Below are 15,921 nucleotides of genomic sequence, written 5' to 3'. Positions count from 1 at the left end.
ATGTATAAATTTAAAAAGTGTTTTCTAAATGAATAATTTCTTGTGTATCGGTGTATATTTCTATTACATCAAAACGAATTTCTTTGTACTTTATTTTATGTGTGCTGAGATATACTGAGGCAACAAATCGAATCTTTTGTTGTTTTTTATAATTTACCGCTTCACAAGCAAGACCGAAATCTGAATTTTTTCTGGTTTTTACTTCAATGAAACACAGAATGTTTTGTTGTAATGCGATGATGTCAATTTCTCCCTGCCGGATTCTAAAATTTCTGTCAAGAATAACATATCTCTTGCTTTTCAGATAGTTTGATGCTTCTGTTTCTCCAAAGTTTCCTAATTGTTTTGTATTTTTCATACAGACACCTCTTTATTATATCTTAAGTACAAAAAAATGACGATAGATGCCTTTTCTTTCAATCATAACATAAAAAAACAAGAATACAAATAGAAAAACTTATATCGTAATTGTCTTATGTCAGTTAGAAAAATTGGAAAAAAGGGTAGAATGTTTTTGAAAGATATTTAATCAGGCTTGTATTTACTTAAAGTTCATTCATTATCAAATAGTAATATTAATTGAGAAAAAATGATAGAAAACATTGACAATGGGTAAACATATCACTATAATAAAAACATACTATTATAGTAGGAATTGAGGGATGATAGAATGAAACTATCGACAAAGGGACGGTATGGATTAAAAGCCATGTACGATCTGGCTGTTTATGAAGATTTGCATGAACCCATTTCATTAAAGGCGATAGCATCTAACAATAATCTTTCAGAACAATATTTAGAGCAAATATTTTCCAAATTGAAAAAGTCAGGTTTGGTCAATAGTGTGCGAGGGGCGCAAGGTGGTTATGTACTGAGTCGTTCTTCTAAAGAAATCACAGTAGGTGATATTATTAGAGTTTTAGACGGTCCGATTGCACCTTCTATGTGTCTGTTGGAAGAGGTGGGGCCTTGTATCTCCGGAAAAGATTGTCCTACCAGAGCTGTCTGGAAAAAAATTAAAGACAGTGTAGATGATGTCATTGATAATATTACATTGTATGACATGGTGATAGAGCATAAGCTAATCAAGTCAGACAGTATTTTAAATGGTTGAGGAGGAAACAGTTTAATGGATAGAAAGTATGTGTATATGGATAACTCAGCTACAACAGCTGTAAAACAAGAGGTATTAGATCAAATGATGCCTATTTTCACAGAAATCTACGGTAATCCGTCCAGCATTCATCAAGTAGGACAAATTGCCAAGGTCTATGTGGATAAAGCAAGAATGCAGGTAGCAAGCCTATTGAATGCTTCTTTGGACGAAATTTATTTTACAGCCGGAGGGAGTGAATCTGATAACTGGGCACTGAAAGGTGTTGCTGAGAAGTACAGAAAAAAAGGAAATCATATTATTACAACTAAGATAGAACACCATGCGATTTTACACACTTGTGAATATCTTGAAAAACAAGGATATGAAGTAACTTATTTAGATGTAGATGAATATGGAGTGGTAGATTTAGAACAATTAAAAAAATCTATTACCGATCAAACAATTTTGATTTCTGTTATGTTTGCAAACAATGAAATTGGAACGATACAACCAATTGAAGAAATCGGAAAAATTGCAAAAGAACGTAAGATTTTGTTTCATACAGATGCAGTACAAGCGATTGGGAATGTGGATATTGATGTTCATAAGTTGAATATTGATATGCTATCTATGTCAGGACATAAGATTCATGCACCAAAGGGAATAGGTGTGCTATATATCAGAAAGGGACTAATACTTCCTAACCTTATTCATGGTGGAGCACAGGAGAGAAAGAGAAGAGCAGGGACAGAGAATGTTCCGGGCATTGTCGGATTAGGGAAAGCTTGTGAAATTGCAAAACAACATATGGAAAACCATATCGCTCATTGCACCAAGTTGAGAGACAGATTGATAGAAAAGGTTACACAAAAAATACCATATACACTTGTTACAGGAAGTTTGGAACATAGACTTCCGGGACTTGCAAGTTTCTGTTTCAAATATATTGAAGGTGAGGCTCTGCTTTTGAGTCTGGATATGAAAGGAATTGCAGGTTCCAGCGGTTCTGCTTGTACTTCCGGTTCTTTAGATCCTTCTCATGTGTTGATGGCATTGGGGTTAAAACATGAGATTGCACACGGTTCGCTAAGATTGAGCTTATCCGATTTTAACACAGAAGAAGAAGTAGATTATGTAGTAGAGGAATTGGCAGTTATTGTACAGCGGCTTCGCAATATGTCACCATTATATGATGAGGTTTTGAAGGGGGAAAACGAATAATGTTATATACAGAAAAAGTAATGGACCATTTTAATAATCCAAGAAATGTTGGAGAAATTCCGGATGCTGACGGAATTGGGGAAGTAGGTAACGCAAAGTGTGGAGATATTATGCGTATGTACCTGAAAATTAAAGACAATCGAATTGAAGATGTAAAATTTAAGACATACGGATGTGGTTCTGCTATTGCCAGTTCCAGTATGGCAACAGAAATGATTAAAGGGAAAACAATTGATGAGGTGTTAGAAGTTACAAATAAAGCAGTAGCAGAAGCTTTGGATGGGTTGCCGCCTGTAAAAATGCACTGCAGTGTATTAGCGGAAGAGGCAGTTGTCGCAGCACTGCAAGATTATGCTAAGAAAAACAATTTGGAAATTCCGGGAATTACAGATCGTGTATTGGAAGACCATGAACATGATCATGAATAACAAAAAATATAAAAGAAATCGTTGAATTTGATGCATGTGAAATAGAAATAGAAAGAGTCATGAGTATTCTTTCTATTTTTTATTGGATTTCAGAGAAAAAAATGTTATTATCAATTGATGTCTTTATAGATATTATTTTGAAATTTGGGTAGAAATTTAAAAAGTAATAATCAATTTTTGATAGATTGCTGTGGATATCAATATTTTCAGATTTGATTGTATAGGGTAAATTTGAGTGGTCTGAAAAGAAGAATATCTTTTTATGAGGATAGTATCTTTTTTATTGCATCATAGAATGGGGGAGGGTTATTATGTCAAAGAAAATAATGAAAACAATGGATGGGAATACAGCTGCGGCATATTGTTCTTATGCATTTTCAGAGGTAGCTTGTATTTATCCGATTACACCGTCTTCAACTATGGCGGAACTTGTAGATGAGTGGTCTGCAAATGAAAAAAAGAATTTGTTTGGTGAACCGGTGAAAGTGGTGGAAATGCAATCAGAAGCAGGTGCTGCAGGCGCTTTACACGGCTCTTTAAGCGCAGGTGCATTAACAACAACCTATACAGCTTCACAAGGGTTGTTGCTTATGATTCCAAATATGTATAAGATTGCAGGAGAGTTGTTGCCGGGAGTATTTCATGTGTCTGCAAGAGCAATTGCAAGTCATGCATTGTCTATTTTTGGAGACCAAACAGATGTTATGTCGGTCCGACAGACCGGCTTTGCGCTATTGGCAACAGGTTCTGTTCAAGAAGTGATGGATTTAGCAGGAGTTGCACACTTGGCATCTATTAAGTCGAGTATCCCTTTTTTACATTTTTTTGATGGATTTAGAACTTCTCATGAAATTCAAAAAATAGAACAAATAGATTATGAAGTGTTTGAGAGATTGTTAGATAAGAAATCTCTGCTCCGTTTTCGTAAAAAATCATTAAATCCGGAGAGACCTTATACAAAAGGGTCGGCACAAAATCCTGATATTTTCTTCCAAAACAGAGAATCTATCAATCGATTTTATGATGCAATTCCGGATATTGTAAATGAATATATGAAAGAGATTTCAAAAGAGACAGGCAGACAGTATAAACCGTTTAATTATTATGGAGCAGCCGATGCGGAATATATTGTGGTAGCAATGGGTTCTGTAACAGAGGCACTGGAAGAGACGGTAGATTACCTCAATGAAAGAGGACAAAAAACAGGACTTATCAAAGTTCATCTATATCGTCCTTTTTCTGAAAAATACTTTTTTGATGTTATGCCAAAGACAGTAAAAGCAATTACTGTATTGGATCGTACGAAAGAGGTAGGAGCTTCAGCTGAACCGTTGCATTTGGACGTATTAAATATGTTTTATGGAAAAGAACATAAACCCGTTATCTTGGGTGGACGATACGGATTGGGGTCTAAAGATACAACTCCGTCCCATCTTTTGTCGGTGTTTACAAATATGCAAAAAGGACAACCTAAAAATCATTTTACATTATCTATCATAGATGACGTTACACACCTATCTTTACCTGTGGAAGAACTTATAGATACTTCTTCTAAAGGAACCATGAGATGTAAGTTTTGGGGGTTGGGTTCTGACGGTACAGTCGGAGCAAATAAGGCGGCAATTAAGATTATAGGTGATAATACAGACTTATATGCGCAGGGATATTTTGATTATGATTCCAAGAAGTCCGGTGGCATCACGGTATCTCACTTAAGATTTGGGAAACAACCGATTCGTTCCACTTATTTAATAGATCAGGCAGATTTTATTGCTTGTCATAATCAGTCATATGTCACAAGATATGACTTGTTGAAAGGATTACGGAATGGTGGAACCTTTGTATTAAATACACAATGGTCAGATGAAGAATTAGACACCAAACTTCCACATAAGATGAAAAAATATCTTGCAGAAAAAAATATTCAATTTTATACAGTAGATGCTGTTAAGATTGGTCAGGAGTTGGGGTTAGGTAATCATATCAATATGATTATGCAAGCAGTTTTCTTCGAATTGACAAAGGTTATCCCGGTGGAACAAGCGAATCAATATTTGAAAGAAGCTATCCAACAAACATATGCTAAAAAGGGAGAAGACATTGTTCAAATCAATTGTATGGCAATTGACAAAGGTCAAGAAGCTTTACATCAAGTTATTATTCCTGAAAGTTGGAATCATATTGCTGAAGATGAAACAGCCATTGAACACAAAGAAGAACCTGATTATATTAAAAATATCCTTAGACCGGTTACAGCATTACAAGGTAATGACATCCCTGTATCCGCTTTTGTCGGGATAGAGGAAGGGAAAATCCCTGCCGGAACTTCTCAATATGAAAAAAGAGGAATCGCAGTAAAAGTTCCTTGTTGGAATCCTGAGAACTGTGTACAGTGCAATCAATGTTCTTTTGTATGCCCACATGCCGTAATTCGTCCATTTTTGATGACAGAAGAAGAAACCAAGAGATATGGTGCAAAAGGAATTCCTGCAAATGGAAAAGGATTAGAAGGATATCGTTATCGAATTCAAATCTCTCCGTTGGATTGTACAGGATGTGGTAATTGTGCCGATGTCTGTCCGGGCAAAAAAGGGAAGAAAGCGTTGGTGATGGAATCCATCGATGACCATATACAGGAACATGATATTTTTATGAATTTACATGAAAATGTCGGATACAAAGAGAATGTTATGGATCGCATGTCCGTCAAGGGAAGTCAATTTGCACAACCGTTGTTAGAGTTTTCAGGTGCTTGTGCAGGTTGCGGAGAAACTCCTTACGCCAAAGTAGTAACGCAATTATTTGGGGAACGCATGGTAATTGCAAATGCAACAGGATGTTCTTCTATCTGGGGAGCATCATCTCCGGCTTCTGTATATACCGCTAATATGGAAGGACATGGACCGGCGTGGGCAAACTCCTTGTTTGAAGATAATGCAGAATATGGATTGGGAATTCGAATAGCAGTTAAGGCAATTCGAAAAGAATTACAACAGAAATTATCTTTACTAAAGGAACTGACTTCTCACGAAAAATTAAGAGACACAATAGAAGATTACCTGAATGTGATAGGAAATGCAGAGCAAGAGAAACTGTTCAGTAAAGAAATGATAAAATTACTATCAGAAGAAAACTACAGTGCAGAAGAAAAAGTGTTGGTTGATGTTGTTTTGAAACAAAAAGAATACCTCGTTGATAAATCTGTATGGATTTTCGGTGGAGACGGATGGGCATATGATATCGGTTATGGCGGTTTAGACCATGTGATTGCATCGGGAGAAAATGTAAATATCTTAGTGTTTGATACAGAAGTTTATTCCAATACGGGAGGACAATCTTCCAAAGCAACTCCGATTGGAGCAGTAGCTAAATTTGCTGCCTCAGGAAAAAGAATCAACAAAAAAGATTTAGGAATGATTGCAACGGCGTATGGATATGTTTATGTGGCACAAGTAGGAATAGGAGCAGACAAAGGGCAGTTCGTTAAAGCGTTGAAAGAAGCAGAAGCGTATGATGGCCCGGCTTTAATTATTGCATATGCTCCATGTATCAACCATGGATTAAAAGATGGAATGGGAAAAACACAACAAAATATCAAAGAAGCAGTAGAATGTGGCTATTGGCATCTGTATCGATACAATCCGTTATTAAAAACGCAAGGAAAGAATCCGTTTGTTTTAGATTCAAAAGAACCTACTGCAAGTTTTAGAGAATTTTTGGACAAACAAGTCAGGTATACCTCTTTAAAAACAGAATTTCCTGCCATTGCAGAAGAACTTTATGCAAGAGCAGAAGAAGCTGCAAAAGAAAAATACAAAAAGTACAAAAAATTGGCATCAATGTCTATAGAATAGATGTTGGTGAGATATGAACAACAGGTCCTTTTTTCTGTATATGGAGAGAGGGTCTGTTTTTTTATGTGATATATCAAAATAGGATGGAATTTCTACATGTTTTATAGTAAGATAGTCATTGTTGAAAAATTCGTACGAAAATAAATGTAACAGTATCTATTTTTTAGAAAAAAAGACTATTATTTTTGATAAATGAGTAATTTGTCAATAAGAGAGTTTTTGAATAGCGACTGAATGATAGTATATATCAGAGAGGAATTTAGAGTATGATTGAATTTTTGAAAGTATTTATTTTGGGAATTGTGGAAGGAGTTACGGAATTTCTTCCGATTAGCAGTACGGGGCACTTGATATTGGTACATCAATTTTTTTCACTTTCACCGGAGAATTTTTCGAATGCATTTGATGTAATTATCCAGTTTGGTGCAATTTTATCTGTCGTTACAATTTATTTCAAGGAACTGAATCCTTTTTCAAAAGAAAAAAACGCAGAACAAAAGAAGAGTGCTGTTTCACTATGGAAAAAAGTGATTATAGGTGTTATGCCTGCAATTGTATTGGGATTGTTATTTGATGATTTGATAGATAAGTATTTATTTAATCCCATTTCTGTAGCAGTCATGTTGGTATTTTGGGGGATAGGAATTATCATTCTTGAGAAGAAGAGCAAATCTGTGTTTCAATTTAATACGGTACATGATATTTCTTGCAAAACAGCCTTTATGATTGGTTTGTTTCAATGCTTGGCAATGATTCCGGGAACATCTCGCTCAGCAGCGACTATTATCGGTGCAATGATATTAGGGTGTTCTCGAACGACGGCAGCAGAGTTTTCGTTCTTTTTGGCAATTCCGACAATGCTTGGTGCTACTATGTTGAAGGTTTTAAAAGTGGGGTTGCATTTTGATTTGTTTCAATGGTTTTTGGTATTATTTGGAAGTGTAATATCTTACATTGTGGCAATTTTAGTAATTCAAAAATTAATGTCTTATATCAAAAAACATGATTTTCAATTTTTTGGATACTATCGTATTGTGCTTGGAATATTAGTACTTATCTTTTCTTTTTTTCATTAAATATAATAAGTTGTATTAAAAATCCGAGATATTGTTTTCTGATTCAAAAAACAGTATTCCGGATTTTTTAGTCTTGAAACAATTCATGAAGGACTTTTTTGCAATCGTTTAATTCAATAAAATACGGACTTGTTGCAATGGTAATAAGTTTTGATTTTTGGATTAGTTCCTTTACAATGTTTTTTTTCTTTTTGAACGGGATATAGTCCATATCTTTTGAAAAAAAGTCAAGGTCTAAATCCAGTACCATATCGGACAAGTCGACAGAAGCAATTTGTTCCAGTGTATAACTGGAATCTACGCAGTAGTAAGATTTAAAAATATTTGTTTTTAATAATGGTGGAATAAAATTTCCTACATTCAGTACAAAGTTTGTATAGATCCATGCAATAAAGTCATCCTGTTCTATCGGAGAAGATGGAATTTCAAGTTCAAACTCCGGGAAATAGAGTGTTTTGCTTGATGATGAAATATGGTATGGTTTTTTCAACATAGCTCCGGCAACTTCAAAGATGATTTTTTCAAAAAGCACACGGTGTGCATCAACTGGAACAATCATTTCTATTCGATTGTTTTGAAAAAATGATTTACAGTAGGATTGGAATTCCAGAAAAGATAATTTAGGGATTCTACTATCCTTGTGTTGATCGACATGGATTAAAGTGTCCCATTTTGCTCCATGTAAGTAGTGATGATAAATAAAATAAAATGCATGATTGTGATTGTCAAACAGATAGGCATTGTATTTGGTATCATATACGAAAGGATAGATTCCGTTCATACAACAATCTTTGTTTTTTTCTTTATCAAATTCACAAAATGCAATATGTTTGCTTTCTTCAAATAGGAATAGAGAAGTCTCTTCCAATTTGCTGATTTCAATTTTTTTTCGTGTTCTCAAAGAATGAGAAAATTCATTATTTCCAATATTATCGGAAATTGTGAAAGGATTTTGATATGCGTTCAATAAGATCACCTTAAAATGATATTTTCAATTGATTTTTAATCGATAATGTGCTATAGTCTTCGTAATATAAAATATAGCATATATCGTTTTTTTATACAAGGAACAGTGAAGGGGAGTAGCACCATTTGGTTTGTTGTTCGAATGGGATGCAGTCAACATACTGAGCAAATTGCTCTGGTTGTATCAATGGTTTATTTGCGAGACTTTCAATATGACAGTATATCATCATATTGGATAAGTCTCATTTTTTATGTATAAGAGAAAAATTTGGGGTTATGATGAATAAATATGGGGAGAGAAACATATGAAGGATTTTTTATCTGCTGTGGTTCTTATTTTTGTTGCGGAAATGGGAGATAAAACGCAGTTATTAGCATTTGCATTATCGACACAATATCATTACCGTACAGTATTGATAGGTGTTCTTTTAGGGGCATTTTTAAATCATGGACTTGCGATTTTGTTCGCTCATATCGTTTCTAAATTTTCTTCTATGCAATATCTACAAATGGTTTCGTCAATACTGTTTATTGTATTTGGATTGATTTCTTTGAACACAGATAAGAAACCTGACGAAGCAGGCGCATGTTACAGATCTACAAATTTTGGAATCATAGCGACAATAGCAATGTGTTTTTTCGTTGGAGAATTAGGTGATAAAACACAGTTGACTACAATGACATTAGGATTGCGCACGATTCATCCTATCTTGACTTTATTGGGAAGCAGTATCGGAATGGTACTTGTCAGTTCAGTTGGAATTTTGGCAGGAAAAACTTTTTCTTCACGCATTAATTCGTCATGCATATCGCTTCTATCATCGGGTATCTTTTTGATATTTGGATTGGGGAGTATCATAAAACTTTATGTAAGTGATATCCTTGGTAAGGAAGTTACATTTTTGATTGTTGGAATTACTGTTTTTACGGTGCTGTTTTTTCTTTACAGAGAGTATAGAAGAAAAAACATGGGTTGTGAAGATAACCATGTAATAAAATAATGGTTCTGTTTGATGATTAGAGAAAAATTTGTAAATACACTATTCAACATTTATAAAGTTTGATATACTACAAACAGAAGAAATTTTTTGGAAAAACCTTATTTTGCGATAAATATAAGCTACCGTAGCTCAGTTGGTAGAGCAGCTGATTCGTAATCAGCAGGTCGCAGGTTCAAATCCCGTCGGTAGCTCCATATAAAAATTTTCGAGATAAGATTACCATTGTCAAAGGAATGTAGTTTCTTTGACAATTTTGTTTTTGATAGCATACTTTATGAAAAGATGATTGTCTGCAATGATTCAATTTTTATGTACTTACATATTACAATTATCGGAAAGGCTATGCTATAATGAAATAAAAAATTAAGTAATGATGAAACTAACGAGGTGAGCGATTTTGAATGAAACAATTGTCGTATTTTCCGCAACGCAATTTACATCTCAGCAATTAGAGGAATTAAAGTATTATTTTGGTATTTACAAAATCCAACCCTTACCTTTGCAATTATATAAACGTTGGACAAATGTCAATCCGATGGGAACCTTAGATGTAAAAGATTTGAAACCGTTGGTGGAATTTTTGATAGAGAAGAAAAAAGAGGGTATTAAATATGTTTATTTTGATGGTGATAAGGGAATGGAATTCTACATGATTCGCTGTGCATTAGAGATAGGTATGATTCCTTTATATTCTACAGAATATCAGACAGTAGAGTCAAAAGATGGTGAAAGAGTCAAAAAACATATTTCTTTTCGAGCGTATCATGATTATGATCGAGTTCGATAACAATATAAATGGAGGATGAATGCATGAAAAACATGAAAACAATTTCTTTGTTGTTAGCTATTATCTTTGTGTCAGCGTTCGCAGTGCAAAATTCTATGAGTGTTGTGATTAGATTTTTGCTGTGGAAATTGGAAATATCTCAAGCCTTAGTGATTGTGTTGACCGCTGTAATGGGAGTTTTGATTGGTCTTGGACTTTCGGTGGTGAAGAGTTGGAGGTATAGCAGAGATATTAAACAAGCGAACAATGAAAAGCAAAGTGCACAAGTGAGTGTAATGTCTCTTGAAAAAGAAAATGCTGAGCTGAAATTAAATATCAACGAGTTGGAAAAAAGACTAAAAGAATTAGAAAAAACTGAACATCATGAGATTCTTGAAAAATGATTTAGCTTAAAAATAGTGTTGTATTAAATTTGAAAAAAGGGTGTGCATCACAGTTATGAAACGAGAAATTATTGATTTACTTTGTCAGAAAGAAGATTATTTTATATCCGGTGAAGAAATGGCAGAACAGTTGAATATGACCAGAGCGAATGTATGGAAGTATATTAAAGAATTACGAAATTCCGGATTTGAAATTGAATCTGCTACGAAAAAAGGATATATCTTGAAATCTGTAGGGATGCAGTTAAACGAAGATACCATATATTATTGTTTTAAAAAGCAGGATTTTGTAAAAAATATTTTGTTTTTTTCCAGTATAGATTCTACAAATGACTTTTTGAAATATAACAGAGAAGAGTTTCCGGACCATACTTTGGTAGTCTCTACGCTTCAAACTAAGGGAAGAGGAAGAAGAACAAGAGAGTTTTTGAGTGAAGAGGGAGGATTATATTTCTCTTTTATGATGAGAAATACAATGAATATGCAAGAAGTATCTTTTATCACTTCTTTAGCAGCTGTAGCTGTAAACAGGGCACTTTTATCTTTAGGGATAGACACTGAAATTAAATGGCCGAACGATATCTTTTTGCATGATAAAAAGTTGTGTGGGATTTTGACAGAAATGGTCACTGATATGGAAGGATATAATAAAATTATCATTGGAATCGGAATCAACATATCAAATGGTTTTCCTAAAGAATTAAAGGAGATAGCAATATCGCTATCAGAAGCCGGTTATCAAATTAATGAAATCACATTTCTTCTGAAACTATTCTCCGAATTCGGAATTTTATACAAAAAATTTGAGCAAGGAGACAGAGAAGAAGCATTAAGGGTTCTAAGAGAAAAATCCTATTTGATGGGGAAAGAAATTTGTTTCTTAAAAGATGCTGTAGAGCAAAAAGGTACAGTAGTAGGATTGGAAGAAAGTGGAAATTTGGTGGTTCGATTGTCAAATCAGAACGACATTGCATTGAATTCAGGAGAAGTAACTATCTTAAAAAAATAGAGGAGAATTAAGACTATGCTTTTAGTAATAGATGTTGGAAATACAAATATTGTATTCGGAGCTTATAAAGGCAGAAAATTGGTGATGACCTTTCGGATGGGCACCAATAAGTCCAAAACATCAGATGAATATGGGGTTGTAATTAAAGAAATTTTTGTGATGAACGGTTATGAATTATCAGAGATTAAAGATGTTATTATATCGTCAGTAGTACCCGATGTGATGCATGCATTAGAAAGTTTTGTAATTCGTTATTGTAAGTCAACACCGATTATTGTAGGTCCCGGAGTGAAAACGGGGATGAATATCAAGTATGAAAATCCTCAGGAAGTTGGTGCAGACAGAATTGTAAACGCAGTGGCAGGGATTGAAAAATATGGTGCACCATTAGTTATTATTGATTTTGGAACAGCAACCACATTTTGTGCAGTTAATTCCAAAAAAGAGTACTTAGGCGGAGCAATTTCTCCGGGAATAAAGATTTCTTCTCAAGCATTGTTCGATCGTGCATCCAAACTTCCGAAAGTTGAGATAGTTGAGCCGAGAGCGGTTATTGGAAAAACGACTGTATCAGCCATGCAGGCAGGTATTTTTTTCGGTTATGTCGGTTTGGTAAAAAATATTGTACAACAGATGAAAAAAGAAGTCGGGGATAATGCTACTGTAGTTGCAACCGGAGGTTTGGCTTCTTTGATTTGTGCAAATATGGAAGAAGTGGATTATGTAGACAAAAATTTGACATTAGAAGGGCTGAGAATTATCTACCATAAAAATGTGAGCGAATAAGCGAGTGATGAGATGAAGATAGGTAATTATGAAACAAAAGGAAATATCTTTTTGGCTCCCATGGCAGGTATTAACGATTTTCCGTTCCGTTTAATGTGTCATAGGTATGGAGCCGTATTAACTTACACAGAGATGATTAATGCAAAGGCTTTGTGTTACGGAGATGAAAACACATGGAAGATGATGCAGGTTCATCCTGATGAAGGTGATGTAGCAATCCAAATCTTTGGAAATGAGCCGGAATTCATTGCGGAAGCAGTTCGTAAAATAGAACAATTGAGTCGATTTGTTTTGATTGATATCAACATGGGTTGTCCTGCACCAAAGGTTGTGAAAAACGGAGATGGCTCTGCGCTGATGAAAAAGCCGGAACTTGCACAAAAAATAGTGGAAACAGCAAAACAAAATACAATTCTTCCTGTAACCGTGAAATTTCGAAAAGGTTGGGACAGCACGCAAGTGAATGCGTTGGAGTTTGCAAAACAAATGCAAGAAGCTGGAGCTGATGCGGTGACAGTTCATGGGAGAACAAGAGAAGAATTCTATTCAGGTGTGGCAGATTGGAATATTGTAAAAGAGATAAAAAAAGCCTTGTACATTCCTGTCATTGGAAACGGTGACATCAAAGATCAGGAGACCTTTGAAGAGCGAGTGAAGTTATCTTCTGTAGATGCAGTAATGATAGGGAGGGGAGCACAAGGGAACCCGTTTCTTTTTAATTCTTTGGTAAGAAACGGGCCTAAGAAAGAAAATGTTCCTTTTCAAGAGATATATGATATTGTGAAAGAACATTATGAATTGGAAGCGGAATACAAAGGTATAGATAAAGCTGTTCGTGAGATGCGAAAACATATTGGATGGTACATTAAAGGATTGCCGATGGCGGCAAAAGTAAGAAACGAAATCAATCAAACTACAGATATACAGACAGCACAAAAGCTATTGACAGAGTATTTTGAGCACTTGACATAAATCGGTGAATTCGATACAATTAAAAAGATAATTTGCTTTATTGTTCAGAAAAATAAAACAAAATCAAACAATATTATTTGTGTGATGATTTTGAATAATAATAGATAAAAGGAAGGAAAAGGATATGACCCAAGATATTTTAAGTAATGAAGAAGCCCTAATTACCCAATCGGGATACCAAAAGATTGAAGAAGAATTAGAGTATCTCAAGGCAACGAGAAGATTAGAAGTTGCAGAAAGAATCAAAGTAGCACTATCATTCGGGGATATTTCAGAAAACGCTGAGTATGATGAAGCGAAAAATGAGCAAGCACAATTAGAGGAACGTATTTCAAAATTAGAAAATATTCTTCGTACAGCAGTCATTGTGGATGAGAGCAAGTTAGAGCATGATGTAGTAAATATTGGTTCTTGGGTAAAACTTGACTATGAGGGAGAGATAGAAGAGTATACCATTGTCGGTTCTGCAGAATCAGATCCGTCTTCTTCTAAAATTTCTAATGAAGCCCCTATCGGAAAAGCTTTGATGGGTCGTAGAGAAGGAGAGAGTATTGAAGTTCAAGTCCCAAATGGAGTTGTAAATATTAAAATTTTAGAAGTCAGAAGATAATGAGAGGAAGGGAACATACTATGGAACAAAATCAAACCCCTATGAGTGAATTTACAAAAATTCGTTTGGAAAAGTTAATACAGCTGCAAGAAAAGGGAAGAGATCCTTTTGTTAATGAAAAATTTGACTATACACATCACAGTGTAGATATCATAGATAAATTTGAAGAGTTGGAAGAAAAAGATGTATCCATTGCAGGAAGAATTATGTTGATTAGAGGACATGGAAAAGCATCATTCTTGACGATTCAAGATTCTGAAGGAAGAATTCAAGTATATGTACGACAAGATGTAGTAGGAGAAGAATCCTATACAGATTTCAAAACATATGATATCGGAGATATTATAGGTGTGACAGGAACTGTATTTAGAACACATAAGGGTGAAATTACAGTAAAGGCAAAAGAAGTTACTTTGTTGACAAAATCTTTACATCCATTGCCTGACAAACATGCAGGACTGAAAGATCCGGATCTTAGATATCGCCAAAGATATGTAGATTTGATTGTAAATCCTGAAGTGAAAGAAAGTTTTATCAAGCGAAGCAAAGCAATTAAGGCATTGAAAGAGTACTTAGATAACAGAGGGTTCTTGGAAGTAGATACGCCAATCTTGAGTACGATTGCAGGTGGTGCCAATGCAAGACCATTTAAAACACATCATAATACATTGAATTTGGAAATGTATATGAGAATTGCAAATGAATTGTATTTAAAACGATTGATTGTAGGTGGATTTGAAAAAGTATATGAAATGGGAAGAATGTTCAGAAATGAAGGAATGGACATTAACCACAATCCGGAATATACAGCGATTGAAATCTATCAAGCATACGTAGATTATGAAGAGATTATGAGATTGACTGAAGGTATTGTGTCATATATGGCAGAGAAATCTACAGGAAGCATGGTAGTTGACTATCAAGGAACAGAAATTGATTTTACGCCTCCATGGAGAAGAATCTCAATGATCGATGCAGTCAAAGAATATGTAGGTGTAGATTTCAATAAGATAGATACAGATGAAGAAGCAATTGCTATTGCGAAAGAAAAAGGAATTGAATTAACTCCTGCAACAATGACAAGAGGACATATTATCAGTTTGTTCTTTGAAGAGTTCTGTGAAGAACATATGGTTCAGCCGACTTTTGTAACAGGACATCCGGTAGAAATTTCCCCATTGTCAAAAAGAGATCCGTTGGATACAAGATTGACTCACAGATTTGAAGCTTTTGCAAACCGTTGGGAAATTGCTAATGCATTTTCAGAGTTGAATGATCCCGTAGATCAAAGACAACGTTTTGAAGATCAAATGAGACAAAAAGAGCTTGGTGATGATGAAGCACATGAAATGGATGAAGATTTCTTAAATGCAATCGAAGTAGGCTTGCCACCGACAGGAGGATTGGGAATCGGAGTAGATCGTGTAATTATGCTATTGACAAATGCATCTTCTATTCGTGATGTTATCTTGTTCCCGACAATGAAGCCCATAGGCAAAAAAGATGAGGAAAATCAAGACTTGTAGGACTTCGTGAATCAAAAAGACAACAAAAAGACAACATTTTTGACACGAATAATACTTGATAGTATGGAATAATGGGTTGTTTGTCTGATAAAATCACTTGAATTTTCGTTATTGAGGTGATTACACCTACGCCAAGTAAAAGCGAATTCATGGTCAAAAAAGTAATGCTAAAGCGGTATGGATTCATTCATACCGCTTTTTCAAAC

Annotated in this window: 15 protein-coding genes and 1 tRNA gene; 14 read left to right on the top strand and 2 right to left on the bottom strand. The window is 34.7% G+C overall.

Annotated elements, in window-relative coordinates; translation table 11 throughout:
* Positions 1 to 10 precede the first annotated feature (10 nt).
* Positions 11 to 358 carry a YraN family protein gene (locus tag HMPREF0389_RS02520; protein ID WP_014262160.1) on the bottom strand — a complete coding sequence of 116 codons (348 nt, stop codon included), beginning with the start codon at positions 356 to 358 and terminating at the stop codon, positions 11 to 13.
* A 312-nt stretch (positions 359 to 670) separates the two neighbouring features.
* On the opposite strand from HMPREF0389_RS02520, the gene HMPREF0389_RS02515 reads away from it, so the two are divergent.
* The 5 genes from HMPREF0389_RS02515 to HMPREF0389_RS02495 all read left to right on the top strand — a co-directional run bounded on the left by HMPREF0389_RS02515 (position 671) and on the right by HMPREF0389_RS02495 (position 7,675).
* Complete coding sequence (locus tag HMPREF0389_RS02515) at positions 671 to 1,114, top strand: RrF2 family transcriptional regulator (protein WP_014262159.1); 444 nt, start codon at positions 671 to 673, stop codon at positions 1,112 to 1,114.
* Positions 1,115 to 1,129: 15 nt separating this feature from the next.
* On the top strand, positions 1,130 to 2,317 hold the full coding sequence (nifS, locus tag HMPREF0389_RS02510; RefSeq protein WP_014262158.1) for a cysteine desulfurase NifS: 1,188 nt from the start codon (positions 1,130 to 1,132) through the stop codon (positions 2,315 to 2,317).
* A complete protein-coding gene (gene nifU / locus HMPREF0389_RS02505) occupies positions 2,317 to 2,745 on the top strand; it encodes a Fe-S cluster assembly scaffold protein NifU (RefSeq protein ID WP_014262157.1) in 429 nt (142 codons plus the stop codon). The genes nifS and nifU overlap by 1 nt, the downstream gene beginning before the upstream one ends.
* A 311-nt stretch (positions 2,746 to 3,056) precedes the next feature.
* Entirely contained in the window at positions 3,057 to 6,599 is a 3,543-nt protein-coding gene (nifJ, locus tag HMPREF0389_RS02500) for a pyruvate:ferredoxin (flavodoxin) oxidoreductase (RefSeq protein WP_041250764.1), read from the top strand.
* Between the two features lie 266 nt (positions 6,600 to 6,865).
* Entirely contained in the window at positions 6,866 to 7,675 is an 810-nt protein-coding gene (locus HMPREF0389_RS02495; RefSeq protein WP_014262155.1) for an undecaprenyl-diphosphate phosphatase, read from the top strand.
* Positions 7,676 to 7,742: 67 nt separating this feature from the next.
* On the opposite strand, the gene HMPREF0389_RS08705 is transcribed toward HMPREF0389_RS02495, so the two are convergent.
* Positions 7,743 to 8,642, bottom strand: coding sequence for a hypothetical protein (locus HMPREF0389_RS08705; protein ID WP_014262154.1), 900 nt, complete (start codon positions 8,640 to 8,642; stop codon positions 7,743 to 7,745).
* Between the two features lie 304 nt (positions 8,643 to 8,946).
* Between HMPREF0389_RS08705 and HMPREF0389_RS02485 the strand changes: the two genes are divergently transcribed.
* The 9 genes from HMPREF0389_RS02485 (at position 8,947) to lysS (ending at position 15,715) form a co-directional block, all read left to right on the top strand.
* Positions 8,947 to 9,642, top strand: a complete 696-nt coding sequence (locus HMPREF0389_RS02485) for a TMEM165/GDT1 family protein (protein ID WP_014262153.1) — start codon at positions 8,947 to 8,949, stop codon at positions 9,640 to 9,642.
* A 118-nt stretch (positions 9,643 to 9,760) separates the two neighbouring features.
* Positions 9,761 to 9,836, top strand: a tRNA-Thr gene (locus tag HMPREF0389_RS02480).
* Between the two features lie 203 nt (positions 9,837 to 10,039).
* On the top strand, positions 10,040 to 10,429 hold the full coding sequence (locus HMPREF0389_RS02475; RefSeq protein WP_014262152.1) for a hypothetical protein: 390 nt from the start codon (positions 10,040 to 10,042) through the stop codon (positions 10,427 to 10,429).
* 23 nt (positions 10,430 to 10,452) lie between these two features.
* Positions 10,453 to 10,812 carry a LapA family protein gene (locus HMPREF0389_RS08700; RefSeq protein ID WP_014262151.1) on the top strand — a complete coding sequence of 120 codons (360 nt, stop codon included), beginning with the start codon at positions 10,453 to 10,455 and terminating at the stop codon, positions 10,810 to 10,812.
* Between the two features lie 55 nt (positions 10,813 to 10,867).
* Positions 10,868 to 11,821: a biotin--[acetyl-CoA-carboxylase] ligase gene (locus HMPREF0389_RS02465; RefSeq protein WP_041250763.1), complete on the top strand. Its 954-nt coding sequence runs from the start codon at positions 10,868 to 10,870 to the stop codon at positions 11,819 to 11,821.
* 15 nt (positions 11,822 to 11,836) lie between these two features.
* Entirely contained in the window at positions 11,837 to 12,607 is a 771-nt protein-coding gene (locus HMPREF0389_RS02460) for a type III pantothenate kinase (RefSeq protein WP_014262149.1), read from the top strand.
* A gap of 12 nt (positions 12,608 to 12,619) precedes the next feature.
* Positions 12,620 to 13,579 carry a tRNA dihydrouridine synthase DusB gene (dusB, locus tag HMPREF0389_RS02455; protein ID WP_014262148.1) on the top strand — a complete coding sequence of 320 codons (960 nt, stop codon included), beginning with the start codon at positions 12,620 to 12,622 and terminating at the stop codon, positions 13,577 to 13,579.
* A gap of 124 nt (positions 13,580 to 13,703) precedes the next feature.
* Positions 13,704 to 14,189, top strand: coding sequence for a transcription elongation factor GreA (gene greA, locus HMPREF0389_RS02450; protein ID WP_014262147.1), 486 nt, complete (start codon positions 13,704 to 13,706; stop codon positions 14,187 to 14,189).
* A gap of 20 nt (positions 14,190 to 14,209) precedes the next feature.
* Positions 14,210 to 15,715 carry a lysine--tRNA ligase gene (gene lysS / locus HMPREF0389_RS02445; RefSeq protein ID WP_041250948.1) on the top strand — a complete coding sequence of 502 codons (1,506 nt, stop codon included), beginning with the start codon at positions 14,210 to 14,212 and terminating at the stop codon, positions 15,713 to 15,715.
* Positions 15,716 to 15,921: the final 206 nt, after the last annotated feature.

Origin of the sequence: Filifactor alocis ATCC 35896 (assembly GCF_000163895.2) — a bacterium.
GTDB lineage: Bacteria > Bacillota > Clostridia > Peptostreptococcales > Filifactoraceae > Filifactor > Filifactor alocis.
The sequence above is the reverse complement of the archived record's forward strand: the minus strand, read 5'-3'. Positions and strand labels throughout refer to the sequence as shown.